The sequence below is a fragment of the Sphingobium sufflavum genome (assembly GCF_021403115.1).
Lineage (GTDB): Bacteria > Pseudomonadota > Alphaproteobacteria > Sphingomonadales > Sphingomonadaceae > Sphingobium > Sphingobium sufflavum.
Genome location: NZ_JAJSSH010000007.1, coordinates 176,992 through 203,840 on the forward strand (window position 1 = coordinate 176,992; position 26,849 = coordinate 203,840).

General features: G+C 64.4%; 22 protein-coding genes and 1 tRNA gene. 3 read left to right on the forward strand and 20 right to left on the reverse strand.

Annotated elements, in window-relative coordinates:
• Window positions 1–842 precede the first annotated feature (842 nt).
• The 7 genes from LWE61_RS12115 to LWE61_RS12145 form a co-directional block, all read right to left on the reverse strand.
• The gene (locus LWE61_RS12115; RefSeq protein ID WP_234150325.1) at window positions 843–3,197 is read right to left on the reverse strand and encodes a putative bifunctional diguanylate cyclase/phosphodiesterase; all 2,355 of its coding nucleotides are present in this window, start codon (window positions 3,195–3,197) and stop codon (window positions 843–845) included.
• A gap of 479 nt (window positions 3,198–3,676) precedes the next feature.
• Complete coding sequence (locus tag LWE61_RS12120; protein ID WP_234150326.1) at window positions 3,677–5,113, reverse strand: acyl-CoA reductase; 1,437 nt, start codon at window positions 5,111–5,113, stop codon at window positions 3,677–3,679.
• Between the two features lie 290 nt (window positions 5,114–5,403).
• Entirely contained in the window at window positions 5,404–6,006 is a 603-nt protein-coding gene (locus LWE61_RS12125; protein WP_234150327.1) for a ribonuclease HII, read from the reverse strand.
• Complete coding sequence (thiD, locus tag LWE61_RS12130; RefSeq protein ID WP_234150328.1) at window positions 5,993–6,892, reverse strand: bifunctional hydroxymethylpyrimidine kinase/phosphomethylpyrimidine kinase; 900 nt, start codon at window positions 6,890–6,892, stop codon at window positions 5,993–5,995. Before thiD ends, LWE61_RS12125 begins: the two co-directional genes overlap by 14 nt.
• Window positions 6,889–7,113: a DUF1272 domain-containing protein gene (locus LWE61_RS12135; protein ID WP_234150329.1), complete on the reverse strand. Its 225-nt coding sequence runs from the start codon at window positions 7,111–7,113 to the stop codon at window positions 6,889–6,891. The genes thiD and LWE61_RS12135 overlap by 4 nt, the downstream gene beginning before the upstream one ends.
• The gene (gene glmM / locus LWE61_RS12140) at window positions 7,113–8,453 is read right to left on the reverse strand and encodes a phosphoglucosamine mutase (protein WP_234150330.1); all 1,341 of its coding nucleotides are present in this window, start codon (window positions 8,451–8,453) and stop codon (window positions 7,113–7,115) included. Before glmM ends, LWE61_RS12135 begins: the two co-directional genes overlap by 1 nt.
• Window positions 8,454–8,527: 74 nt before the next feature.
• Window positions 8,528–10,114 (reverse strand): peptide MFS transporter, encoded by a 1,587-nt coding sequence (locus tag LWE61_RS12145; RefSeq protein ID WP_234150331.1) that lies wholly within the window; start codon window positions 10,112–10,114, stop codon window positions 8,528–8,530.
• 225 nt (window positions 10,115–10,339) lie between these two features.
• Between LWE61_RS12145 and LWE61_RS12150 the strand changes: the two genes are divergently transcribed.
• A complete protein-coding gene (locus tag LWE61_RS12150) occupies window positions 10,340–10,486 on the forward strand; it encodes a hypothetical protein (RefSeq protein WP_234150332.1) in 147 nt (48 codons plus the stop codon).
• Window positions 10,487–10,519: 33 nt separating this feature from the next.
• On the opposite strand, the gene LWE61_RS12155 is transcribed toward LWE61_RS12150, so the two are convergent.
• From LWE61_RS12155 to LWE61_RS12215, 13 genes are all read right to left on the reverse strand, one after another.
• Window positions 10,520–11,149, reverse strand: coding sequence for a MarC family protein (locus LWE61_RS12155; protein ID WP_234150333.1), 630 nt, complete (start codon window positions 11,147–11,149; stop codon window positions 10,520–10,522).
• Window positions 11,149–11,997, reverse strand: a complete 849-nt coding sequence (locus LWE61_RS12160) for a nuclear transport factor 2 family protein (RefSeq protein ID WP_234150334.1) — start codon at window positions 11,995–11,997, stop codon at window positions 11,149–11,151. Before LWE61_RS12160 ends, LWE61_RS12155 begins: the two co-directional genes overlap by 1 nt.
• Window positions 11,951–12,844 (reverse strand): bifunctional methylenetetrahydrofolate dehydrogenase/methenyltetrahydrofolate cyclohydrolase FolD, encoded by an 894-nt coding sequence (gene folD, locus LWE61_RS12165; RefSeq protein WP_234150335.1) that lies wholly within the window; start codon window positions 12,842–12,844, stop codon window positions 11,951–11,953. Before folD ends, LWE61_RS12160 begins: the two co-directional genes overlap by 47 nt.
• Before the next feature lie 42 nt (window positions 12,845–12,886).
• Complete coding sequence (locus LWE61_RS12170) at window positions 12,887–13,165, reverse strand: DUF167 domain-containing protein (protein WP_234150336.1); 279 nt, start codon at window positions 13,163–13,165, stop codon at window positions 12,887–12,889.
• 41 nt (window positions 13,166–13,206) lie between these two features.
• On the reverse strand, window positions 13,207–13,500 hold the full coding sequence (locus tag LWE61_RS12175; protein WP_234150337.1) for a YggT family protein: 294 nt from the start codon (window positions 13,498–13,500) through the stop codon (window positions 13,207–13,209).
• Window positions 13,501–14,312: 812 nt separating this feature from the next.
• Complete coding sequence (gene argB, locus LWE61_RS12180) at window positions 14,313–15,233, reverse strand: acetylglutamate kinase (protein ID WP_234150338.1); 921 nt, start codon at window positions 15,231–15,233, stop codon at window positions 14,313–14,315.
• A gap of 102 nt (window positions 15,234–15,335) precedes the next feature.
• A complete protein-coding gene (locus tag LWE61_RS12185; RefSeq protein ID WP_234150339.1) occupies window positions 15,336–16,157 on the reverse strand; it encodes an NUDIX domain-containing protein in 822 nt (273 codons plus the stop codon).
• 222 nt (window positions 16,158–16,379) lie between these two features.
• Window positions 16,380–16,455: transfer RNA gene (locus LWE61_RS12190), tRNA-Ala, on the reverse strand.
• Window positions 16,456–16,959: 504 nt separating this feature from the next.
• Window positions 16,960–18,057, reverse strand: coding sequence for an HPP family protein (locus LWE61_RS12195; protein WP_234150340.1), 1,098 nt, complete (start codon window positions 18,055–18,057; stop codon window positions 16,960–16,962).
• Window positions 18,058–18,338: 281 nt separating this feature from the next.
• Complete coding sequence (gene rmuC / locus LWE61_RS12200; RefSeq protein ID WP_234150341.1) at window positions 18,339–19,829, reverse strand: DNA recombination protein RmuC; 1,491 nt, start codon at window positions 19,827–19,829, stop codon at window positions 18,339–18,341.
• A gap of 234 nt (window positions 19,830–20,063) precedes the next feature.
• Entirely contained in the window at window positions 20,064–21,593 is a 1,530-nt protein-coding gene (locus tag LWE61_RS12205) for an aminoacyl--tRNA ligase-related protein (RefSeq protein ID WP_234150342.1), read from the reverse strand.
• Between the two features lie 165 nt (window positions 21,594–21,758).
• A complete protein-coding gene (locus LWE61_RS12210; RefSeq protein WP_234150343.1) occupies window positions 21,759–23,363 on the reverse strand; it encodes a DEAD/DEAH box helicase in 1,605 nt (534 codons plus the stop codon).
• 106 nt (window positions 23,364–23,469) lie between these two features.
• Window positions 23,470–24,021 (reverse strand): hypothetical protein, encoded by a 552-nt coding sequence (locus LWE61_RS12215; protein ID WP_234150344.1) that lies wholly within the window; start codon window positions 24,019–24,021, stop codon window positions 23,470–23,472.
• A 106-nt stretch (window positions 24,022–24,127) separates the two neighbouring features.
• On the opposite strand from LWE61_RS12215, the gene LWE61_RS12220 reads away from it, so the two are divergent.
• The gene (locus LWE61_RS12220) at window positions 24,128–25,567 is read left to right on the forward strand and encodes an FAD-binding oxidoreductase (RefSeq protein WP_234150345.1); all 1,440 of its coding nucleotides are present in this window, start codon (window positions 24,128–24,130) and stop codon (window positions 25,565–25,567) included.
• Between the two features lie 78 nt (window positions 25,568–25,645).
• Window positions 25,646–26,422, forward strand: a complete 777-nt coding sequence (locus LWE61_RS12225; RefSeq protein WP_234150346.1) for a SapC family protein — start codon at window positions 25,646–25,648, stop codon at window positions 26,420–26,422.
• The last annotated feature ends 427 nt before the right edge of the window (window positions 26,423–26,849 follow it).

A 26,849-nucleotide genomic window follows, 5' to 3' on the forward strand; every position in this document is an offset into this window, starting at 1 on the left:
TCGAGAGGCCCCTGCCCATAGGCCGCCCCGCCCCGGATCGCCATCGGAGTATTGCGACCGCGCGACAGGAGGCTCGCCGCGCCCCTGCGCCCGGCGGCGGCTCGCGCATAGAGGGTGGAGGTGCGCGCGGCGCTGGCGACGCTGGGACGATGGGACGCTGGGACGCTGCGACGGTGGGCCGGGACAGGGGGACGAGCGACAGGAGTCGAACACAGCATGGCTATGGCGCAAACGACCAAAGCATCGACACAGTACAGGACTGCCTCTGCAAAGCCGGAAACAGGCGGCCAGTAAAAAAACCGCGGCAATCGCCCCGATGCGATCGGATCACGACCGGCCCCGGACTATCGCCCCATTGCGCCGCTTGACAAAAAAGGCCCGGCAGTTGCCTGCCGGGTCAGAGAAAGGCTGTGTTCGACTCAGCCCTTCGGGTCGCCGAGTCTTAATACACCCTGAGTCGAAGCAAACTCAATACGTCACATAATGGGAACAACTTATCCCATGTTAAACCTGTCCCGTAACTGCGTCATTGTGCCTATTGTTGGAGAGGTGCTATTAATTCGGTGCTGGGTCGGAAACGAGATTCAAGTCAGAGCCTCATCGGGTCGCACCGCTGGCCCAGCAACTTTTTTCAGGACGATCCGGCACGCTGTCATGGCACGGTCTTGACTTGCCTGGCGTCGTCCGCAGCCCGCTATCCTCCACGATGCCCGCCCCGACTGCTCATGGCGTCGTCGGCGCCGTGCGGTTCCATTGCCCCGATACAGCCAGCCGGAAATATGTTCACACCCGTGAACCGCCCTTCCCGTTCATATCTCGGCCCCTCCTGCACTATCCCGGCGTCAGGCCGCCCGCACGAACAGGCGGCGCACATCCTCGGTCCGCATGGCCCGTCCGATATAATAGCCCTGGATGCGCAGGCAGCCGCTGCGCCGGACCATCTCCAGCTCCTGCTCCGTCTCCACCCCTTCCGCGACCGTCGCGATGCCCAGGCTGGTGGCCAGCGCCACCACCGCGTTGATGATCGCGACGGACTCCACCCTGCCCGCCGATGCGCCCGCCACGAAACTGCGGTCGATCTTGATCGTGCGGAACCGGGTGCTGGACAGGTAACCGAAGGAGGAATAGCCGGTCCCGAAATCGTCGAGCGCCAGGCCGATGCCCAGCGCGCCGATCTGCTCCAGCCGCTTCACCGCGTCGCTCCCCTCGCGCAGGAAGATGCTTTCGGTGACTTCCAGCTCCAGCCGCTCCGGCTCCAGCCCGGTCGACGCCAGCACCGCCTTGAGCGTGGCGATGATGCCGGGGTCGGAGAGCTGCTCCGGCGACAGGTTGACCGACAGGCCGACCATGGCTGGCCAGCGCGTCGCCTCCGCGCAGGCCGTCTCCAATATCCACGCGCCGAGCGGCACCATCAGCCGCGCCTCTTCCGCCAGCCGGATGAACTTGGCGGGCGGCACCTCGCCAAATTCGGGATGGTGCCAGCGGACCAGCGATTCGAAACTGTACAGTTCGCCCGTCTGGCAATCGACCACCGGCTGATATTCCAGCCGCAGCTCGCCATTCTCTATCGCGCCGCGCAGCGCCATCTCCATCTTGCGGCGCACCTCCACATCGGCGTGAAGGGTGGCGACATAGGCGAAATGGCGACCGCCGCCCTCCTCCTTGGCGCGATACATGGCCAGGTCCGCGCTGCGCACCAGCGTGTCGACTGTGCGCCCGTCGCGCGGCCCGGTGGCGGACCCGATGCTGGCGCCCACGAACAGCACATGCTGCTCCACCTCATAGGGTTGGGACAGGCGGGCGATGATCGCGTCGGACAGCCGTTCGACATGGCTGGCCCCGCCCTGGTCAGGGAGCAGTTCCGGCACGATGACCGCGAATTCGTCGCCGCCCAGCCGCCCGGCGATCGCCCCCTCGGCGCACACGCCGCGCAGCCGCTCCGCCACCTGCGCCAGCAGCAGGTCGCCGATATGATGGCCCAGCGTGTCGTTGATCGCCTTGAACCGGTCGAGGTCGATCATCAGGAAGGCGCTGCGGATGGTCCACTTCCCCATCGCCTCCACCACCCGGCCCAGTTCCTCGGTCAGGTGCAGCCGGTTGGGCAATTGGGTCAGCGGGTCGTACATGGCCAGTTGCGTGATGCGCTCGGCGGTTTCCCGCTCCGCCGTCACGTCCGACCCGACGCCGCGAAAGCCGGTGAACGCGCCCCGATCGTCCTGCCGGGGCGATGCGGACAAGCGCCACCAGCGGCGCACGCCCTCCACCTCGACCGGCAGCACCAGGTCGGTGAACGGCTCGCGCGCCTTCAGCCGGGCGGCCAGCGTGTGGAGCGCCGGGTGAAAATCACCCCCCTGCCAGGCGGACCCGGCCAGTATCTCCAGCACCGACTTGCCCTCTATGTCGGCGACCGCAATCCCGGTCATCCGCGCGAAATGCGGCGTCACGCCGGTCAGGCGGCGCGCGGTGTCGGTCTGCCACAGCCAGTCGGTGCGCGATTCGTCATGCTCGCCCAGCAACATGCGGACGGTTTCCTGCTTCTCCGCCAGTTGCGCGGACGTCGCGATGTCGCGCCCGAACATGCGCCCCTGCCGCAACGCGGCCAACAGCATCAGCAGGCCGAAACTGGCGACGGTCAGGGCCAGCCCGCCATTGCCCGCGCGATACATCATCTGCATGCTGCCGCCGCTGACCACCAGCAGGAAGAACAGCGCGGACAGCGGCGTGGGATAGAAGCCCATGGCGACCGCCGCGATCAGGCAACTGGTCATGGTCCACAGCGACGCGACCTCGATCAGCCCGCCGGGCGACACCAGCACCATCATCGGCCCGACCCAGATCAGGCCCTGCGCCGCCAGCCCGCCCGCGTGCCGCCACAGATCCTTGCGCGACAGCGCCTCATAATCCTGCGCGCACCGCCGGCGATACGCCTGAAAGGGCAGCGCAATGCTGGTCAGCGCGGCCAGCGCCCACAGCGCCAGCAGGCCCGGCGAGGCCAGATGCCAGGAGGTCAGCAGCACGAAGGCGACGCTCATGATGCCCAGCACCACCCGCATCGCCAGCATCCGGTCCACCGCCCGGAACTGCGCGCCAATATAGCGTTCCGCCGTCGCGGCGGGCAGGCGGGTCAGCCCCATCAGCGCCGCCAGCGAAGGCGCGCTCGTTGCGGTGTCATCCCTTGGGGTCGCTTGCTGAGTCACCCCGCCTGCCTAGCGGATTAAGGTTAGCAAGCCGTAACTCCGGCAAAATGGCGGCGAGGAGCGTGCGCGCCTCCCACCGGCCGCGTGCCGACTGTGCCTTGCCATACCAGGGCGGCGTCAACACATCGGCCTGGAGCGTGACGACTTTCCCTGAACCGTCATTGCGAGGTGGGGCAATCTAACGTCATCACACTCTGGCGCATCTGGCGACGTCCCGAATATCCCCACCTCGTTACCCGAACCTGATCGGCAATTATCCCCTGCGGACATGCAGAGTAGAAATACCGTTCGCCCTGAGCTTGTCGAAGGACGAACGGGAAGGAGTTACACGCTCAAGCGGGATCATTGCCGACCTGATCCGGGGTTCCGCGTGTTGAGGCGAGGGCGGAACGGAAAGGATCAAGCGTCATCCCGGATCAAGTCCGGGATGACGCGGCACGATAGGGTCGATCCGGCCCCGGCCCCTCACGCCCGGCCCCTCACGCCCCGGCGACACCATCCTCATGCACCATCCAGTGGACGAAGCGGTGCAGCGCATACATGGCGTCATGCGGGTTGCCGATGGTGCTCGGCCCGGCCTCGCCCAGATGCACGATCCGCTGCGCCCCGCCGCTGGCCAGACGATCGCGATAGTCGGGCATCCGGTCGAACGGATAGAAACCCACCGTCTGCGTCGCGACGTTGATATATTTCACCGCATCGTCGAGGCTGTCGACCCGCACCACATTGGCGGTCTTGTTGATCGGGTGGAAATCGACCGGCTCGTCGGAGCGGATGACGACGCCCTTGCCGTCGGGCTTGCCCCAGACGCCATAGTCGTCATCCATCATCATCATCATTTCGATCTGCTCTTTCAGCTCCATGTCGCAGGCGCGCACGTCGCCGGACGCCGCCGCCCGCTCCGCGATCCGCTTGTGCAGCCGCTCGGAAAAGCGGTCGACCTGCTCCTGCGTCCCTTCCACGAACTGGAAGCGGCTGGCGACGCACGCCTCCTGATTCAGGGTCATCACGTCGTTGGACGCAAGGTCGGCCGCCAGATCGAGGGCCTCCTCACTGTCAAAGGCTTCCTTGCCGACCATGGAAATGCTGGTCTTGGGGTCGAAGGAGACGAGTTGCAGGCCGGGGCCGACATATTTGACAAGGTTGTTGATCGCGTCGCCGCCGCCCCAGCCGACGATGCGGTCGAAATATTGCGGGCGGAACAGGATCGGTTCGACCGTCGTGTCCCCACCGCGCCAGTATACGGCGGACATCGACTTCACGATGGGATGCTCCGGGTCGATCTCCGCCATGGTGCGCAGGATGGCGACGGTGGTGAACGGGTCGCTTGACGACATTTTGAACAGGTTGATGCCCTTGACCAGCGCGCCCTGCGCGATGGACTTGACCGCGACGCCCGGCGAATTGCCCGGCAGGACGTGGATCAGGCGCGGGGCAAAGGCGCGCACGAAGCTCTTGCGGCCGGTGAAGTCGCTCTTGGGCACCCATCCGTCCAGCGCGGCGGGATCGGGGAAATTCTGCTCCACCTCCGCCATCAGCTTGCGCTTGTCGAGGTACAGGCTGGCGTACATCGCCTGATTGGCGACCACGTCGCGCGGCAGGATGTGCGTGCGGCACATGCGGTCGATGCAGTCCTGGAAAATCGCGTTTTTCGGGTCACGGATGCGCTCGCCCGTCTCGACCAGAAAGTCGATGACCTCTGACAAGGGCACGTTCAGCAGCGGCGGCACCTCCGTGCGCGGGTGGACGGCGGCGTTCAGGTCGATCGTCGGCGTGGCGAAGCTGACGCCCAGGTCGCGCGACTTGTGGATCTGGTCACTGCCCTCGACCAGCTTGCCGCGCAGGAAGAAGGGCGCGGAGACGGTCGCCTCGACTGCGCTGGCGCCATCCTTGTTGCGTTCGATCACCGAGTTCATGCCACACCTCTCTTATGCTTTGTCGTTGCTCGTGTCTTGTCGTTACGTTTGCGTTGTCGCTGCCACGTCGGGGCCACACCGGATCCCAATAACGAAACTACAACGTATCATTATTCCCAAAATGCGAGTCGGGCAAGAGGAAATCGGCCGTCCCCTCTCCTCCCCCCCGCCCCCTCCGTTTCAAAACACCCGTTTGGTTGGTCATGTCGAAAAGGCAGGTCTCCCCGGACGCACGCAAAACCACCGCCCGGCAACCCGCCGGACGGTGTCCGCCCATCCTCGCGATCACTCTATTCCTGCGGCAGCAAGGCCCGCACCGGCGCGAAGCTTCGCCGGTGGAGAGGGGTCGGTCCATGCGCCTTCAGCGCCGCCATATGCACCGCCGATCCATAGCCCTTGTTCGACGCCCAGCCATATTGGGGATACTCCACCGCCGCCGCCAGCATCATCCGGTCCCGCGCCTCCTTGGCCAGGATGGACGCGGCGGAGATACAGCCATGCAGCGCATCGCCTCCCACCACCGCCGTCGCGGGCCAGCGCCATTTCGGCAGGCGATTGCCATCCACAAGCACATGCCCCGGCACACAGCCCTGGCCTTCGCACAGCGCCTCCACCGCGCGGGTCATCGCCAGCATCGTCGCCTGCAATATGTTAAAGCTGTCGATCTCCTCGACGCTGGCAATCCCGATGCCATAGCGACAGGACGCCAGTATCTGCGCCTCCAGCACCGCCCGCCGCGCCGCGCTCAGTTTCTTGCTGTCGTCCAGCCCCGCGATCCCGTCCGGGCACAGGATCACCGCCGCCGCGACCACCGGACCCGCCAACGGTCCGCGCCCCGCCTCGTCCACGCCCGCGACAGGACCGGCCAGCAGGCTGGTGTCAACGGCCGCCATGAAACCCCGCGTCCCCGGCATAGCGCGCCGCATGGGCCGCCGCGTCGAAGCCGTCGCCATCGCGCGCGGCGAGCAGGTGATAAAAGGGCACCGTGCCCAGCGCATGCCCCATCGGCCCATGCCCCCCACCCAGCCCCGGCGCCGCCGCGAGAGCCGCCGCGACAAAGGCCTCGGCCCGACCGACCGCAGCGTCCAGCGTCGCGCCCTGTCCCAGCCCGGTCGCGATGGCGCTGGCCAGCGTGCATCCCGTACCATGACTATGCCGCGTTTCGATCCGGGGGTTGGTGAAGGTGATGACGGCCTGCGGTGTCACCAGCAGATCGCGAATGACCCCCTCATCCCCTGCCGATGGCAGATGACCGCCCTTGGCCAGAATGGCGCTCCCATGCTCTTTCATTAGGTGGCGCGCGGCCACTTCCATATCCTCGGCGCTCGCCACCGCCACGCCGCCCAGCGCCGCCAGTTCCGGCAGGTTCGGCGTCACCAGCGTCGCAAGGCCCATCAGCGCCCGGAAGGCCGCGATCGTCCCCTCGTCCGCCAGAACCGATCCGCTGGTCGCGACCATCACCGGGTCGAAGACGATAGGCACGCCGTCCAGCCGCGCCAACCGCTCCGCCACCTCAGTCGCCGTCACCGCCGACCCGATCATGCCGATCTTCACGGCATCCACGCCAATGTCACCGACCACGCTGTCGATCTGCGCCAGTACCATGTCCGGCGGCACGGCATGCACCGCCTGCACGCCCAGCGTATTTTGCGCGGTGATGGCGGTGATGGCGGTCATCGCATGACCGCCCAGCATGGTGACGGCCTTGATGTCCGCCTGAATCCCCGCGCCACCGCCCGAATCCGAACCGGCGATGATGAGTATCCGCGCGGTGCTCATCCCCCGAACCGCCGCTCCGTCGATGCGGGCGCGCGCTTCAACGCCTCACCCGTCCGCGTCGGCCTGTCGAGCAGTTCGCCCCCGCAATTGGGGCAATGATCATCCAGTTGATCCGCACAATCCGCGCAATAGGTGCATTCGAACGAACAAATGAACGCCCCGCCCGCCTGCGCCGGCAGGTCGCTGCCGCACCGTTCGCAATCGGGCCGCATCTCCAGCATCAGCCCGCAGCCTTCGCCACGCTGTCGCAAATACGATCCACCACGTCGCGCACCTGATCGGCGTTATCGCCTTCGGCCATGACGCGGATCACAGGCTCCGTACCGGAAGGTCGGATGACCAGCCGCCCGCTGCCGTTCAATTCCTTTTCCGCCTGCGCGATGACGCGCTGCACCTCGCTGTCATCCAGCGGCTTGCCGCCTGCAAAGCGCACATTCTTGAGCAATTGCGGCACCGCGTCGAAGCGATGCATCACCTCGCTTGCGGGCTTCCCCGCCTCCACCAGCGCGGCCAGCACCTGCAACGCCGCGATGGTGCCATCGCCGGTCGTCGCATAGTCGGACAGGATCATATGCCCCGATTGCTCGCCGCCGACATTGAAACCGCCGCCGCGCATCCGCTCCAGAACATAGCGGTCGCCGACCTTGGTCCGCTCCAGCCCGATGCCCTGTCCGATCAACAGCCGTTCGAGGCCCAGGTTGGACATGACTGTCGCGACCAGCCCGCCCCCCTTCAACTTGCCGATGCGTGCCCATTCCGTCGCAATCAGCGCCATGATTTGGTCGCCATCAACGATCTGGCCCTTTTCATCCACCACGATCAGCCGATCCGCATCGCCGTCCAGCGCGATGCCGATGTCCGCACCCGACGCCACCACCGTCTCCTGCAACAGGCCCGGCGCGGTCGATCCGCAACCGTCGTTGATGTTCGTGCCATTGGGAGTCACGCCGATGGCCACCACATCCGCGCCCAGTTCCCACAGCGCTGACGGCGCGGTGTTATAGGCGGCGCCATTGGCGCAATCGATCACGATCCGCAGCCCGTCGAGTCGCAGGTGGGAGGGAAAGGTGGACTTGACCGCATGGATATAGCGGCCCTTCGCATCCTCGACCCGGCGGGCACGCCCGATCCCTGCCGATTCCGCCAGATCGACATCCGCGTCGATCAACGCCTCGATCTTCAGTTCATCCTCATCGGAAAGTTTGAAACCATCCGGCCCGAACAGCTTGATGCCATTATCATAATAGGGATTGTGGCTGGCGGAGATCATCACGCCCAGATCCGCCCGCATGCTGGGTGCCAGCATGCCCACGGCGGGCGTCGGTATCGGGCCGAACTGGACAACATCCATGCCCACGCTGGTGAACCCGGCGACCAGAGCATTCTCGATCATATAGCCGGACAGGCGAGTATCCTTGCCAATCACGACCCGGTGCCGATGGTCGCCGCGCAGGAAATGGCGACCCGCCGCCATGCCCACCCGCATCGCCATCGCCGCCGTCATCGGCGCCTTGTTGGTCCGCCCCCTGATACCGTCCGTTCCGAAAAAGCGCCTGCCCATATATCATCCTTGGAGAAGAAGTTCGTGCCTATAGCCGCATGCGGGGGCGCGTTGGAAGGTCCGCCGTCCTGCCGTCATCCACGCCGATCGGGCAGACTGTCGATAGGCTGCGGCACGAGTTCCGCCGCCACCGTCACGGGTGTGTCGTCCCGATGCTCGACATGCATCAAACGCCGGATGAAGGGCGCGACGATCAGGACGAAGACACCCACGCCGATGGAAAGACCGCCCACCCATTCATAGACGGCGAGCGTGGCCATCACCTTGTCCTGGGCATTGGCCGACGCCACGCCAATACCCGCAGCGATCAGCCCCGCGATGAAGTCACCCGCCGCCGTCGCCAGGAACCAGACACCCATGACCAGTCCCGCCATGCGCGCGGGCGCCAGCTTCGACATGGCCGACAGCCCGACCGGCGAGAGGCACAGTTCTGCCGTGGTGTGCAGGAAATAAATGCCAAAGATGAAGATGACCGGCGTCGGATTGCCCGTTCCCACCGCCAGCGCACCCGCGACCAGCAACAGGAAGCCCAGCCCCAGTTGAATCAACGCCAGCCCGAATTTTGCGGGCGTCGACGGTTCGATCCCTCGTCGTCCCAGCTTGATCCACAAGCCCGCAATCAAGGGCGCCATCAGGATGATGAACAGTGAATTGATCGACTGGAACACCGATGCAGGAACAAGAACACCGAAGAAAAAACGATCGACATGCCGGTCAGTGTAGAGGCTCAATGAACTGCCCGCCTGTTCGAACAGGCCCCAGAACAGGGGATTTAGGCTGACGAGGAACAGCACCGCGAACATCCGGTCCCGCTCGATCCGATCCATCCGCGTGAAGCTCTCCCACACCAGATAGACCACCACCACCGCGCTGGACAGCAACAGCAGGGTGCCCACCGCATCATGGCTTTGCACCAGCCACCAGACGACCGGTACGCTCGCCAATGCGGCCAGATAGATGATCCATTCACGCGGCACAAAACCGCCAACCTTGCCCGCCAAATAGGCCGGCTCCGGCGGCTCGCCCCGGCCCAGCAGCAACGGTTTGCCCCAGGCGAAGACGATCACGCCCGCAACCATGCCCACCGCCGCCGCGCCAAAGCCATAGGACCACCCGACCGTCTCGCCCAATATGCCGCAGATCAGGGGACCGAGCAGGCCGCCGACATTGATGCCCATATAGAATAGGGTGTAGGCTGGATCACGCCGCGTGTCGTCGCGCGGATAAAGCTGGCCCACGATGGCGGAGATATTCGCCTTCAAAAAGCCTGTACCGACGATGATGAAGGCCAGCGCGGTCCAGAAGGCGTTGAGCGCAAACGCATCCTGCCCCCCGTCTCCCTCGACCCCCAGCACGATATGTCCCACCGCGATCAATATGCCACCGAACAGCACCGCCTTGCGCTGTCCCAGATAGCGATCCGCGACATAGCCGCCCAGCAGCGGGGTGATATAGACCAGCGACGTATAGGCGCCATAGATCCAGCCGGATTGCTGGTCGCTGAGCAGGAAATGCTTGGTCAGGTAGAAGACCAGCAGCGCACGCATCCCATAATAGGAAAAACGTTCCCACATCTCGGCAAAAAACAGGACGAACAGTCCCTTTGGATGACCAAGGATGGTGCCCGCTTCATTCCCGTCGGCAAGGTTCTGGCTGGTCATGGACATCCTGATCTTGGGGGCAACATGCCCTGAACTCGTGGGCGAGAGTAACGATTTTGGGCGCGCTGTGAAGCCGATACAGCAGCCGCATGGTCGCCATGCCAACCACTTTTTTCTGGTCCGACAGATGACGGAAAATCAAGGGGTTTAGACGAATGTCCAATTTCCCCGGCCCGCCAAAATGGGCATGAAGGTCCGACCACAGGGCGATGAAGGCGCAAGGCAATGGGAAATTTCGATCCTCCGCACAAGGAAATCGGGTCGCTCGACCGGCTCGATCCGGCGTTCAGCGAACTGTCCCGCGCGCTCGGCCCCATGTCGCTGGTCTTCAGCTTCACCGGGCTGGGGTGGCTGCTCCTGCATCTGGTGTAGGCTTGCCCCCCGGCGCTGAGCCGAGACAAGCGTTCACCGAGCCGCCATCAGCGCCCCACGCACACCGTCCAGCACGAATTGCACCGCCAATGCGGCCAGCAACACTCCCAGCACGCGGGTAACCACCGCCTCCACTTCCGGCCCGACCAACCGCATCAGCGGCCCCGCGAGCAGCAGCGCACCCAGCATCAACAGCAACGTCACCGCCAGCGCGGCCAGCACCATGGTCCGCTCGACACCCCCATGCGCCTCCGCCATCAACAGCATGATGGTGGCGATGGACCCCGGTCCCGCGATCATCGGCATCGCCATGGGGAAAACGGACACATCCTCGACCTCCGGCGTCTCAGCGACATGTCGTGCCCGGTCCTCCCGCCGCTGGGTCCGCCGCTCGAACACCATTTCCAGCGCAATGAAGAACAACATAATCCCGCCCGCGATGCGAAAAGCGTCGAGGCCGATGCCCAGCAAGTGCAACAGAGGCCGCCCGACCAGCGCGAACAACAAAAGGATGACCGCCGCAATCCCGACCGCCTTCACCGCCATGGTACGGCGCTGCCCCGCCGTCGCACCGGTCGTCAGCCCTGCATAGATGGGTGCACAGCCCGGCGGGTCGATCACCACGAACAGGGTGATAAAGGCTGAAAGGAAGAGTTCTATCATCACTTGGCCGAGGGTGCCGCCGCCGGGCCGGTGCGATCCGTCACGACCACCACTTCACCCGCATCCGTCGCCATCCACGCCTCCAGCACGCGTGCACCATTGGCGGCAACCGCCCAACGCCAGCGCAACGATCCATCCGTAGCCCGTTCCTCTCGGCTCAGGGGTAATGGCTGGCGGGGATCGAGCGACACCGCCATCGGCGACGACATGTCCGATACCTTCCCAGCACCACCGGGCCGTCCTCGCTTGGGGCAGGCCGCAATGCGTGCGGAGATGGATTCCAATTCATCCTCCCGACCCATCCGGGGTGCGTCCTCCGAAGCGGCCAGCGGGCCATCATGGGACAGGATCAGGCGATAACCCTGCTTGTCCCGCCGCCAGATATTCGAATACCAGCCCCGACCTTCCGAACCGCCGCCAGCGCGCACCCATTGCCCACTGCTCACTGCGACACTCCCGTCGCAGGCCATGAAAACCTCACGCGTCTGCCAGCGCAGGGCGGTGGCCGGATCACGCTGGCCCTTCAGCCAGCGTTCCGCAAAAACCGGCCCCGGTTGAAACAGCACGGCATCCTTCGCCACGATCCGCGACAGCGCCGTCCATTGCCCCTTTTCCAGCGCCAACCGGTCATAGGCCAGTTCCGCCGCGATAATCAGGCTGGGATCGGCGTAGCCGCCGCGCGGCGCATCCCGGACATCCTCCTTATAACGCCCGCTGCCCGCAGGCGGCTGGGCGAGCGCGCCCCCCGCAGCCAGTGCCAGCAGGGCCGGTGCCGCGCGCCTGAGCGCCCGGACGGACAGGCTACAGTCCCTTGGGCGCTTCCACGCCCTCGCGTGCGCAGGCAGCAACCAGCGTGTTACGCAGCAGCACTGCAATCGTCATCGGCCCCACCCCGCCGGGGACAGGCGTGATAGCGCGCACATGGCTCGCCGCCTCCGCAGTCGCGACATCGCCGACCAGCCGGGTTTTGCCCTCTTCTTCTGCGGCCACGCGGTTGATGCCTACGTCGATGACCGTCGCACCGGGCTTGATCCATTCCCCCTTGACCATTTCTGGCCGCCCGACCGCCGCCACGACAATATCCGCCTGATGCACCACGCTGGCCAAATCCTGCGTGCGGCTGTGCGCGATGGTCACCGTGCAATTCTCGCCCAGCAGCAACTGCGCCATCGGCTTGCCGACCAGGATCGACCGCCCGATCACCACCGCGCTTTTCCCCGACAGGTCGCCCAGTTCGTCCTTCAGCAGCATCAGGCTGCCTAACGGCGTACAGGGCACCAAACCGGGCAGGCCCAGCGCGAGTCGCCCCGTGCTGACCGGCGTCAGGCCATCGACATCCTTGTCCGGGTTGATGGCGTTGACGACCGCCTGCTCGTCAAGATGACCGGGCAGCGGCAACTGCACCAATATGCCGTCCACACGCGGGTCGCCGTTCAACTCGTCGACCAACTCAAGCAACTCTTCCTGCGTGATCGTCGCCGGACGTTTATATTCAAAACTCTCCATGCCGACCGCCACGGTCATCTTGCCCTTGTTGCGAACATAGACGGCGCTGGCCGGATCTTCTCCGACGAGCACGACCGCCAGACCCGGCGTACGGCCCTGACTGGCCAGGAAACCCGCCACGCCCTGCGCCACTTCCGCACGCAATCCTTCGGCAAAGGCCTTGCCGTCGATGATCTTGCCGATGGTCATGGGATCCGATCCTCTATGTTTTCGCCGCGCCAGACTGCGCGGTCATTCGGTAGCGCCGCCTGCAAGGGCGACCTTATTCTCGACGGTCGCCGCATCCACGCGCGCGATCCGTATGCGTTTTAACCGGCTCATGTCCCCCGCCTCCAGCGAAATCGACGAGCGCGGCAGGTCAAGCGATTTTGCCAGTAACAGGATCAGTGCCGCATTGGCCCGGCCCTTGTCTGGCGGCGCGGCCACGCTGGCCGAAAGCCAGTCCTGCCCGTCAGCATCCACCCATCGCTTGCCGATCCGGTTTGCCGACGCGCGGGGCGTCAACCGCACGGGCAGAATGCAATCCTCGCCCGCCTGCCGGACGAGGCCGGTCACACCAACGGCGCGAAAATCGCTGGCAGAATCGCCTGTTGCAGGATGATAATGACCAACAGCACCACCATGGGCGACAGATCCAGCGCGCCCAGATCGGGCATCACTCGTCGGATCGGCCGGTACAATGGCTCGGTCATCCGCTCCAGCGCGGTTAATACTGTCCGCACGAAATCGCTGCTGGTATTGATGATGTTGAAAGCCACCAGCCAACTGATGATTGCCTGAATGATGATGATCCATTTCGCCACATTGAGCAGGATCATCAACGTCTGAAAAATCGCGAAGGCCATGAAGTCTCCCATAGGGGCGATGCGTGGCGCTCCCTTAGCCGATAGGGCGGTGGATCGACAAGCGGGCACAGGCAATATGAAATGCGAGCAATCCCTGTGCGGGTGTCAGGGCCGGAGCTGCAAATCGCTTTACCCTATATGCCAGCGCCATTCCTGCGACATCGAACCGTCCACGTCATTGACCCTGCACAACATGACCGGACCTTCCAGCCGATAGAGTCGATCATCCCGCGATTTGCCAGTGATGGTCACGGGCACCTGATAAGAGAGCGATCCTGCCCCACCCTCAACATTGCCGTCCCTGAAATTGACGGTGAGGGTAGCATATTTGGCATAACTCCGCGCGAACTGGACCGAATCCAGGCCGCTGTCAGCGCTGCCATGGCCTCATTGCTCCTGTGCTTTATCCAGTCCCGCCGTTCCAGCGACTGCGCCCAGTCGAACAAGACTGCCCGCTCGCCTTCCTCACCCTTCATCGCGACGTTAGGATCGTGACGAACCACGTCTACTCATTCGACCGTGATTATCTGCTGCATTTGCAGCACCAAAATCGGCAAAATCAGCGACAGGCGCGCCCGCTGTTACAGAACGGCGCACATCTTGGGTTTCAACCATATTGGCCTGAACAGCCTGCGTATTGGAAGCACTCCCCTCGTGACAAGTCCCTAACAATAATGGCACGGCGAGCAGAATGGAGGCAGTGGCGTTGGGGGCAGGCACATCGGGGCACGCCAGACGAACCCATGGGGGGTTGGCATGTTGCGTTCTCTTTGGAGCTTTAGCACCCTTAGTCGCGGAGGCCAGCAAAAGCCTCACCCGTGAACGAGTGTTCCCGCACCGCGCTTAGTAAAGATTTCCAGCAACATCACATGCGGCACCCGCCCGTCGAGGATAACCGCAGCTTCCACGCCCGCACCAACGGCATGCAGGCAGGTCTCCACCTTAGGAATCATCCCGCCTGAAATGGTGCCGTCCGCCTTCAGCGCATTGATCCGCGCTTCGTCAAGATCGCTCAGGAGGTCGCCTCCCTGGTCCAGAACGCCCGGCACGTCCGTCAGCAGGAAGAAGCGCGTAGCGCCCAGTGCACCCGCGATGGCGCCCGCCATCGTGTCGGCGTTGATGTTATAGGTGTGGCCATCCGCCCCGCCCGCGATGGGTGCGATCACCGGAATGATGCCGTCCGCCGACAGAGATTTCAGCAGCCGCGTATCGACCGACACCGGCTCACCGACAAAACCCAGATCGACATGTCGCTCTATTCCCTGAAGGGGGTCGGCCTCCCGTTTGCCGCCAACCTTCTCCGCCGTCACCAGACCGGCATCCTTGCCGGAAATGCCGACCGCGCGTCCGCCCGCCTGCCCGATCCAACTGACGATTTCTTTATTGATGGAACCTGCCAGCACCATTTCGGCAATCTTCGCCGTTTCCTGATCGGTGACGCGCAAGCCACCGATGAAAGTGCTCTCGACACCCAGCCTTTTCAGCATGGAACCGATCTGCGGCCCGCCACCGTGAACGACGACGACATTGATGCCGACCATCTTCATCAACACCACATCTTCGGCAAAATCGCGCGCCAGTTCGGCATTGCCCATGGCATGCCCGCCATATTTCACGACGAACGTCTGCCCAGCATAACGCTGCATGTAGGGCAGCGCCTCGGTCAATGTTTCGGCCTTGGCGAGCAGCGCCGGATCGGGCGCGTGGCGATCGGATGCGGTCTTATCGGTCATGGCGGCCCCATATCGGCTTTCCATGACAGGGGAAAGTGGAGAGATGGGAAACCGAGTTGTCCGACATCCACCCGCACTGGCCAGGCCCTTCCGGCACGGCCCTCATCCTCGCCGAATATCCGCCTTCACCTCTGACGTAACGGGATAGCCCAGATAGTCAGGAATACAGAGATGGACCTCACCGTCGCGCACCTCCGTCCAAGGCGTCACCATCTCCGGCGGATAAGTGCGGGCCAGCGCCACCACCTCCTCATGACTATTGCCTAGGGCGAGCCGTTCCAGATTACGACGGGTGGGGAAAATCGCGACCTCCCGCCCCGCATCGCAATCCTCAATAATTGTCGCAGCGCTCGCCCAACGCAGCCGGACATTTTCCGTTGTATCAGCGGTGGCGCAAAAGGCATCGTTTGGCGCGCGTGCGACATAGAAGCGTGTATCGAAAATGCGCGAAATACCCGCCCGCTCCGCCCGGCCGGGGCACCAGCGCGCGAACGGCTCCACTACGGAAGAGTCGATGGACAGGCCATGAAGTTCCAGAAGTGTGCCCATCCCGACGCCTGCATGCAGGGCGATTCGCATGGCTCCCACAATATCCGGCGATGGTGGTGGCGACAGACCTATCGCGATGCCCGCCTCCTCCACCGTTTCACGGATAGCGGCGATGCGGGCAGCAGCATCCTGTAACGCGAAGCCATGGGGCAATTCGGCAGCAAGTCGTTCATCGGCCGGATCGACCCGCCCGCCAGGAAACACGATGGCCCCCGCCGCAAAGCTCATTGTTGCGGCACGCTGCACCATCAGCACATCCGGCGGCCCACCATCCATCGAATCGCGTAGGATGATGAGCGTCGCGGCGGCAGATGCACCCTCAGGCGACTCCTGCGATGTCCACGGTTCCGGCGGACCGGCAATATTCTCTCCCATATTCTCTTCCCTAGGGAGCAAGCGCATACCAGACAAGGCAGCATGAAGTTTCGCGAGAGGCAGGATCTTGCGGGTGAGCACAGTTGCAAAACGGATGACGCGTCGCATTGCTATAGAACTCGCGCCTGCTTTTCGGCAAAATCACGACGCGGACCAAAGCAATATTCGGCGCTGTACAAAGGGCATAAAAAAGAGGGGTCAAAACCCCTCTAATAAAAACCTTGGTGGAGCCGAGCGGGATCGAACCGCTGACCTCGTCATTGCGAACGACGCGCTCTCCCAACTGAGCTACGGCCCCAAGTGAGCGCCGCCTATAGGGCAAGGATTTTCCGCTTGCAACGCCTTTTTCCATTACTATTTTTAGACAATCCGTTCTCCTTCATCTCGAAGAACAGAAGCAACTCATCACGCACTCCTGATAACCAGTAAAACTATATGTGAAATTTTCACGGACTCGGCCAAGGACGTCCACTGAATTCATCGGAAAGTAAATAATTTCCTCTTAATTTCCCACATCATCATTAAGTATTTTTACCATCATAAGTCCCACCAATATTTCCGCGTAAGCCATAACTTCTTCCAGCAGGATTTTGTTCTAATTATGGCTACCCCGCCGCCATGCTCCCCCATGGCATCCAAGTCCGATGTGAACGGGATAAGACCTCTATCACCGCGAGAAACCGTAGGTGCAACCATAACACATTGAAAGTAAATCCGAAATTTGGCACGAGATGCATCGATCGTCGTACACCAGCCCGCACCAGCCCCAAAGTCAAGTTCCCAAACTGCCAACCCTCCATCATCACGTTACAGCCAACGCGGCGATCAGATCGGTCTGCGTCACTATGCCGCACAACCGCTGGCCGCCATCCAACACCAATATCTCATGCCGTCGCCCTTCCGACAAAGGTCTGACCAATGCGACGAGCGGCGTATCCGGCGATACGGTCAAGGGATCGGATGCGATCTGATACGCAGACGCGCCCTCACGCCCTAGGTCCAGCGGAGTGATGATGCCTTCAACCCGCCCTGCTCTGTCCATCACGGGCAGCGACAGCAGGCGGCTGTTATAAAGAAGCGCCGCCGCATCCTTCACGGCCACCTCGCGGCCGATGGTGATGATGTCGCGCGACATGATGTCCCCAGCAGTCAGTGCGCCATGACGCCGGACGGAAGCGCGCAGCTCCGCATCCTTGAACACGATGTGGAGATCGTCCGGGTCGACGTCGAGCGTTTCTCCATAGGCTGCGACCGCATCCTCCACATCGTCATGCGACAGGCCCGCCCGATCAAGCGGGAGGGCATCGCGCGTGGCGTGGCTGTTTTGGACGACAGGCACGCGATGCGGATAGCTGTGACCTGAGAAGCGGTGGAACAGGATTCCGACCAAGACGAGCAACAGACTGTTCAGACCGATGGGCACGAAGGCGAAGCTATAATGGGCACTCGCGCCGCCAGCGCCGCCCAGCACCCCGGTCAGAGCGACGGCACCGCCGGGCGGATGCAGGCAGCGCAGGAGCGACATGACGATGATCGCCCCGCCCACCGCCAGCGCCGCCGCGAGCATGGGCGGCGTTACAAGATTAACAACCAAAACGCCTACCAGCGCTGAACAGACATTGCCGCCGATAATCGACCAGGGCTGGGCCAGCGGGCTGGCGGGAACGGCGAAGAGCAGCACGGCGGAAGCGCCCATCGGCGCGACCAGCAGAGGGTGCGACAGGCCATTGCCCAGCATGATCGCGCAAAGCAGGCCGGTGAAAGCGATGCCCCCCACCGCTCCCGCCGCCGCGCGTATCCGGTCGCGCCAGTCCGGCCCGGCGGGAACATCGATGAAGGTGGCGTAATAGCGGCTCCAGACTCTGCGCTGGCGGCCGGGAGGAGCGGAGGGATCGGTCATGGCCGCACCCCTAACCGTCGCCCGGCAGGGCGGGAAGGCAGTTCTTCTTTACCCGTTCCCGCCACGTCGTCGGGCCGTACACGCCCCTCTCCCCACCGCCAGCCCTTCATCAGGTCAGCCGATAGGGGGCGCCCCGTCTGGGGGGAGCATGTTGTCGGGAGCGGACATAGGACGTCCGAGATCGCACAGCGCGCCACCCGAATCGCCCATATGACCGTCCAACAGCGGTTAGGCACAGGCGGCCCTGCCCTCTAACAGCAGTCCCCCCGATGCAGCCGATCCTATCCGGCGGTCATATCTTCCGGCTGGACCGCGGCCGTTTCCGCATCCTCCTCCCCATCATGGGCATCCGGCAGCGACGACGCAGCGACGGGCGCGGAGGCCGTCACGGCGAGGGGCAGGCGCGCCAGCACGTCGATCCCCTCCGCCGCGTCGATGTCCTTGCCGCCGGTATCGACATTGAGGTCGCGAAACTTGCGCGCGGTCGAAGTCAGGCGATTGTCCACACTGGCGACAAGGCTGTTATAATGGGTGACGGCGCTGTTCAGCCCCTTGCCCACCTTGCCCATATGCTCCGCCACCTTGGCGATACGCTCATAGATTTCCTTGCCCAGCATGGCGATCTGCTGCGCGTCCTTGGCCAGCTTCTCCGTGCGCCAAACACTGGCCACGGTGCGCGCGATGGCGACAAGGTTGGTGGGCGTGGCCAGCAGAACGCGCCGCTGGAACGCCCATTCCCACAAATCCGAATCATGCTCCAGCGCCGCCGACAGGAAATGCTCGCCAGGGATGAACATCACCACATAATCGGCGGCGTCGCCGAAGCGGGTCCAGTAATCCTTGGCCCCTAATTGCTGGGCATGCGTGCGAATGGCCCCGGCATGGGCGCGCATATGGGTGGCCCGCGCCGTCTCATCCTCCGCCTCCGACGCCTCCAGATAGGCGTTGAGCGAGCATTTGGCGTCGATGATGAGTTGCCGCCCGCCGGGCAGCCGCACGATGACGTCGGGCCGCAGCCGCCCGTCCTCCGTATTGACGGACACTTCCTCGCGATAATCCGCATAGGAACTCAGCCCCGCCATTTCGAGGACATTGCGCAATTGCTGCTCGCCCCAGCGGCCGCGCGCCTTGGGACTGGAGCGCAGGGCGTTGACCAGCCGCGCCGTCTCGTCGCGCACCTGCCCCTGCCCGGTCCGCACCTGATCGACCGCCTCGCGCAACGCGGCATAGCTGTCCACCCGGTCCTTCTCGACCCGGCCCAGTCCCTCCTCATAGCGTTTCAGCGTTGTCTCAACCGGCGCGAGCAACGACTTGATCTGCGTCTCATTTTTCTCCTGCGCGACAGCGAACCGCTCGTTCGCGCGCTCCAGAAAGGCGGTCTGCGCGTTCTGGAGCAATTTGCCGCCGATCTCGCTGAACTGCGCCGAAAGCTGCTCCCGCGCCTGATGGAGGGCCGCGATCTGCGCCTCATAGGATTCCAGACGCGCCTGATGCTCCGCCGTCAGGGCGAGCTTTTCCGCCCGCGCCTGATCGCGCTCCGCCCCCGCCCGTTCCGCCTGCGGCCGCCAGCTGGTGGCTTCCTCCGCCCGCGCCTTCTCCACGGCAAGGTCGCGCAGGGCGGCATTGCGCATGGCATCACCCGATTCCAGACGCGCGGCGAGATCGGCGCGTTCGCCCGTCAGGCGCACCACATCCCTGCCCCGCAGTAACCACGCCGCGCCAAAGCCGCCGACAAGCGCCAACGCGAAAATCAGGATGACGGCGAGATCCATGCAGCTTCCCCACAGTGAGAACGAATGGAGAACCTATCCTGTTGGAGGAAGGGCCGCAAGGGCTATGCGAGAGAGCGGGGTTGAAAGGCAGCGATGAACGGGACATGGTGCAGAGGGACGCAGGGCGCAACGGAAACCGCCTTGCAACGGACACTGCCCTGACGTCACCCCGGATCAAGGCCGGAGTGACGAGGAAGTCAATGTTCAGGGGCTTCCCGGCGCGCCCCCCGAACCTCAGTAGGAGCGGCCGACCAGTACCCGCTCCACGGCAGCCTCGCCGGTGAAGATGCAGGCGCCCTCGGCCGCGCTGGCGTCGAGGGGCACGTTGCGGAGGGTCAGCTTGCGGCCCTTGAGCCATTCCACCACCTTGTCGAGCGCCGCACCGGTGGGTTTGGCCCAGTTGACCTCCACCCAGCCCGGCTTGTCAGCATCGAAATGATGCTCCAGCGCGGCCTGATCGGCGATGCGCCGCTCGATCCGGGCGTCGAGGAAACCGCGCGCGTCCACGTACAAGGCCTTCTCTATGGCCTCCAGCGTGGCCGCGGCCTCCGCAACGAAAGCGTCGCGCGGCAGGATGGCGCTGTCGATCTTGCCGTCCTCCCGATAGAGCCGGTCGCGGCGCAGGACGGAGACATTGCCGCCGGCCACGTCCCGCCCGCCGACCTCGATCACGATGGGCGCGCCCTTCTTGACCCAGCCCCACCGCTTGTTGGACGCCTTGGCCGCCTTCAGGTCGAGGTGGGAGCGGACCGGCTCGCCAAAGGCGGACTGGCCCAGCAGCGCCTTGTGCAGGTCGCGGCAGTAGGCGATGATCGCCTCATCCTCCGGCTGGTCGCGCAGCATGGGAACGATGACGATCTGGTGCGGCGCGACCTGCGGCGGGCAGCGCAGGCCATCGTCGTCGCCATGGACCATGATGACACCGCCGATCAGCCGCGTGGACACACCCCAGCTGGTCGTGTGGCAGAGCTGCTGGCCGCCCTCCTTGTCCTGATATTTGATGTTCGCGGCCTCGGCAAAACCCGTGCCCAGATAGTGGGAGGTGCCCGCCTGCAACGCCTTGCCATCCTGCATCATCGCCTCGATGCTGTAGGTCGCGACGGCGCCGGGGAAGCGTTCATTCTCCGGCTTTTCGCCCGCGACCACGGGCATGGCGAGCGCGGTTTCCGAGAAATCGCGGTACATTTCGAGGGCGCGCAGCGTCTCCTCCAGCGCGTCGGCGCGGTCGGCGTGGGCGGTGTGCCCCTCCTGCCAGAGGAATTCGCTGGTGCGCAGGAACATGCGGGTTCGCATTTCCCAGCGGACGACGTTGGCCCATTGGTTGGTGAGTAAAGGCAGGTCGCGCCAGCTCTGCACCCAGCGGCTCATCGCCTGCCCGATCACCGTTTCCGACGTGGGGCGCACGACCAGCGGTTCCTCCAGCTTCGACTCCGGGTCGGGCACCAGCTTGCCATCGACGCCCTTGAGCCGATGATGGGTGACGACCGCCATTTCCTTTGCGAAACCATCGACATGGTCGGCCTCCTTCTCAAAGAAGGAGAGCGGGATGAAGAGCGGGAAATAGCAGTTTTCGACGCCTGCCGCCTTGATGCGGGCGTCCATCAGCTTCTGGATGCGTTCCCAGATGCCATAGCCCCAGGGACGGATGACCATGCAACCGCGCACGCCGGATTCCTCGGCAAGGTCCGCCTCGCTGATGACGGCCTGATACCAGGCGGCAAAGTCCGCAGCGCGGGTGACGGGAAGGGCATGCTTGATGGCCATGATGACGGACAGGTCTCTTTAAGCGGGAAAAGGATGGTCGGCAGATGCACGGAAAGCGGCGCGCTGTCGAGCGGTCGCATGACGTGCGAACGGCCGCCGGGATGAGCGGCGGCCGTCAAAGTCGGGTCGAAAGGGCGGTCGCGGCGGCGCAAGGCCGCCGTCCCGTCATGCCTCTGCGGCGGACTCGTCGCTTTCGAGGAAGGACTCCGGGCTGAGCGAACCGCCAAAACCAAAGTTCAGGAATTCCGGCACCGGACCGTTCCAGCCCTCGTCCGGTCCCTCGACATGGTTGGCGTCATTGCGGACCGTGTTGGACGGACGGTTGCGGTCCCGGTCGTTGCGATCGTTCCGATCCCGCTCGCCACGGCCTTCGCGGCGCGGACGGGCGTCGCGCTGTTCCTCGTCGCGGGGACGGTCCTCACGGGCGCGCTCTTCACGGGCGCGGCCGTTGCGGGCCTGATCGCGTGGAGGCCGGGCCTCGCGCGGGACCTCCTCACGGGGCGCTTCCTGACGGGGCGCTTCCTCACGGACGGGTTCTGCCTGCACGGCCTCCTCGACGGGCTGTGCATCCCGGGGGCGCTCATCGCGACGGTTGCGCGAACGGTCACGCCTCGGTTCGCCACGACTGTCGTCACGGCCCGACCGGGCTGCCTCGGCCTTGACCTCGAACGGCGGGATCTTGGTGCCGATCAGCTTCTGGATATTGTCGAGGGCCTCCGCATCCGCCTTCGTCACGAAGGTGTAGGCGGTGCCCGTCGCCCCGGCGCGGCCGGTGCGGCCAATGCGGTGGACATAGTCGTCCGGGTGCCAGGGCGCGTCGAAGTTAAACACATGGCTGACGCCCTTGACGTCCAGACCGCGCGCGGCGACGTCGGACGCGACGAGGATGTTGATCCCGCCATTCTTGAACCGGTCCAGTTCCGCGATGCGCGAACTCTGATCCATGTCACCATGAATTTCGCCCGACGAGAAACCGTGCCGCTTCAGGCTGGTGTTCAGGTCGCGCACCATCGTCTTGCGATTGCAGAAGATAATTGCGGTCGTGACCTCTTCCGTCTTCAGCAACTGGCGGATCGTTTCCCGCTTTGCCCGCTCGTCCACATTCACCAGCCATTGGGTGATGTTGGAGGAGGCGGTCGCGGGACGGGCGACCTCGATCGACTTGGGATTGGAGAGGAAGCGATCAGCCAGCTTCTTGATCGGCGCGGGCATGGTCGCGGAGAAGAGGAGCGTCTGGCGCTGCGCGGGCAGCTTGGTGCAGATATTCTCGATATCGGGGATGAAGCCCATGTCGAGCATCCGGTCCGCCTCGTCGATCACCAGCATCGAGCAGCCGTTGAGCATGATCTTGCCCCGCTCGAACAGGTCCATCAGGCGCCCCGGCGTCGCGATCAGGACGTCAACGCCCTTTTCCAGCGCCGCAAGCTGATCGCCCATCGACACACCGCCGATGAGGAGAGCCATGGAGAGTTTATGGTTCTTGCCATATTTCTCGAAATTCTCGGCCACCTGCGCAGCGAGTTCGCGCGTCGGTTCCAGAATAAGAGAGCGTGGCATACGCGCCCGGCTGCGGCCATGGGCGAGGATGTCGATCATGGGCAGAACGAAACTGGCCGTCTTGCCCGTCCCCGTCTGCGCAATGCCGAGGATGTCGCGCATCATCAGGACGGAGGGGATAGCCTGAGCCTGGATCGGCGTAGGCGTGCTGTACCCCGCCTCCTCGACGGCTTTCAGCAATTCTTCGGATAGGCCGAGATCGGCAAAGTTCATGCGTGTTCCGGGATAAGGTGGCCGCATGCGCCAATAAGTGGCGGCGTACCGCGCGCGCCATGCGAGACTATACGCCTTGTGTCAAGAAAAATGCTCCGGCGGGGCACTACATGCCGGCGGAAAGACGGGTCAGGCCGGCGATGGTGCAACGCAGGCCGCTGCGCGCGTGCAACATGTCCCGACCGGCGCAGATCGCCCCGTCCGCCGAAGGGCTGAGGTAGAAGCCGGACTGGAAATCCACCGGGCGGCATCCCCGTTCGAGGACCGCCTGATAGCGGTTGTCCGTCGCGGTGACAAATATAATGCCCGCCCGCTCGTCCAGCGCGGCCCCTTTCAGGGAACGCAGGGTCAGGCATGTCGCCTTTTGCCGGGCAATAGGATTCGCCACCGCGGCCTTTGGCGAGAAGCTGCGCGCCTCCGGCACAGCGGGGCGTGGCAGGGTCGGGATGCGGATGATGATGCGCCGTTCGATGGTGACGACGCCGGTGTCCGGCGCCATGGCCCCCACCGTCTCGTCATCCACGGACAGGCTGGCGCCCGTCCTGCGGTCGCGCGACGCGCCGTCGAAGACAGGGACCAGCGAATCGTCAGGGGACAGCCGCACGATGCCATCGTCCGCCGCCCATATGCCGATCAGTAGAGCGATAACCGCTGTCACGCCTTGCCCCAGTCCATAAGCCCCGCACCCTTCGCCTACGGCCATGCGGTTGAACAAGGGATTAATCTGGCAAGACCGGGCGCGAAAGGCCATATTGGCGTGCACGATGACAATAGCCAACCCCCTACCGCTCTTCCGCGACGCGCTGCCCGCAGGCCGGGTGATCGACGACCCGGACCTGATCGCACCCTGGACCAGCGACTGGCGCGGCAAATATCATGGCGCGGCCGCCGCGATCCTGTCCCCCCGCAACGTCGAAGAAGTGTCCGCCATCCTGCGGATCGCGGCCGCGCATGGCATCGCGCTGGTCCCGCAGGGAGGGAACAGCTCGATGGTCGGCGGGGCGACCCCACCCGCCGATGGCAAGGCCCTGATCCTGTCGCTGCGCGCGATGAACGCCATCCGGTCCATCGACGCGGACGCCAATCTGGCGGTGTGCGAGGCGGGCGTGATCCTCCAGACATTACATGAGGCGGTCGAGGCGGCGGGACGGCGCTTTCCCCTGACGCTGGGCGCAAAGGGCGTGGCGACCGTCGGCGGCCTGATCTCCACCAATGCGGGCGGGACACAGGTGCTGCGCCATGGCCCGATGCGCGCGCAGGTGGAGGGGCTGGAGGCGGTATGGCCCAACGGCTCCATCCTGAACGGCCTCGCCGCGCTCAAGAAGGATAATCGCGGCTATGACCTGAAACAGGTGCTGATCGGTGCGGAGGGGACCATCGGCGTCATCACCGCCGCCAGCCTGCGGCTGGTCCCGACCATCGCATCGCGCACCGTCTTCTGGGCAGGCGTTGCCTCCACCGCACAGGCCCTCGCCCTGCTGCGCCATCTGGAGGAGGCGCTGGGCGAGGCCGTGGAAGGGTTCGAAATCCTGTCCGACGAGATTGTCGACGTGGTGTTGAGCGAGGTGCCGGGTACCCGCAAACCCATCGCCTCCCCCGCGCCCTGGCATGTGCTGGTCGAGGCGGTGACGGCCGACCCTGGCGACGCCGACGCCCTGCGCGCGCGCGTCGAGGCGGCGCTGGCCGACGCTTTGGAAAAGGACCGGCTGACCGACGCCACCATCGCCAGCAGCGAGGGGCAGGCCGACGCCTTCTGGCGGATCCGCGAATCCGTCTCCTCGTCGGAGAAGGCGAAAGGCCCGGCGATGCAATATGACATCAGCGTGCCGGTCGGCGCGATGCCGGCCTTCATGATCGACGCCGCCCGCGCGTGCGAAGGGCATTTCCCCGGCAGCACGGCGCAAAGCTATGGCCATCTGGGCGACGGCAACATCCATTTCCACGTCCGCCCCCCGCGCGACCCCGCCGACCGGGGCGCGCACTGGATCGCGGAGCAGGGCGAGGCGGTCAGCCGCTTCGTCAACGACCTGGTGGCAGCAGCAGGCGGCTCCATCTCCGCCGAACATGGCATCGGCCAGATGAAGGTGGCGGAACTCGCCCGCCTCGCCTCCCCCGCCCATCTGGTCGGACTGCGCGCGATCAAGGGGGCGTTCGATCCCGGCGGCATCATGAACCCCGGCAAGCTGGTGCCGCCCGCCCCATAAGGCCCGGCGTTCGACTCCGCTTGCCTGACGATGCCGATCCCCCTATTGCGAGCGCCGAAAAATCCATAGGAGCTAGTCATGGCGAGCGCGCCGCAATCGAACAGTCTGCCGATCCTCTATTCGGATCTCGTGCCGCTCAACAGCCAGCAGCACGCCGATTTCACGCTGCGCGCCGTCGATGCGGCCCCGTTCCTGGCCGACCAGCATGCCGTGCCGCTGACCGTGGACGAATTCGTCTCCGCCCAGCGGTTCCTGCCCATCGTCTTCTCGTCGGGCGAAGACCCGGTGCCGCTGGCGCTGATGGGCCTGAACGAGGGCGTCAACACCATCGTCGATGACGAAGGCAAGATTCGCGGCCTCAGCTATATCCCGGCCTATGTCCGCCGCTATCCCTGGATGCTGGCTCGCCTGCGCCCCGACAGCGAGGAACTGTCGCTGTGCTTCGACCCCAAGGTCGGCACCATCGGCGCGTTCGAGGACGGCGAGGCGCTGTTCGACGGCGCAGAGCCGACCGAACTGACCAAGGGCATCCTGGCCTTTTGCGAGCAGTTCGAGCAGGCCGCCGCCCGCACGGCGGAGTTCATGAAGGAACTCAAGTCCTATGACCTCCTGATGGAAGGCGAAGTCGCCATCCAGCCGGAAGGCGCGGACAAGCCCTATGTCTATCGCGGCTTCCAGATGGTGAACGAGCAGAAGCTGCGCGACCTGCGCGGCGACACGCTGCGCAAGATCAACCAGAGCGGTATGCTGCCCCTGATCCACGCGCACCTCTTCTCGCTCCAGCTGATCCGCGAGATCTTCCAGCAGCAGGTCGAGCAGGGCAAGCTGCCCCCGGTTCTGGCGCCCGCGCTCTAAGACATATGTCGATCCGCCTCTCAGGAGGCGGGCCGCGCATGACAGGCAATGCCCGCTGCATGATGATTGCAGCGGGCATTATTGTTTGGGTGATTCGGATGTGGCGGATCGGGCGGCGACGCACAGCCGGATGATGAACGCTGGAACAGCCCCCCCGGCCAATGCAACGTCGTCAGACCGCCTCAACGAGAATTATCGTCGGCCAGGGAGACGCGAGCCGCCAAATCCGGCGGAATTGCGGAGCTTTGGTGGATAGTGCAACCAGGACACACTGCACCAATTTCGACTTTCGAGGGACGGTGCGTGCACGATTTTCGATGGACTGCGATTTTTTTGCATCACCTTCCTTGAAGATCGCTGCGCTCTGTTCTAAATAGAGATCATGCAGGGCCTGCCCCCCCTTTCAGGTCTTGCATGAGCGTCCCTG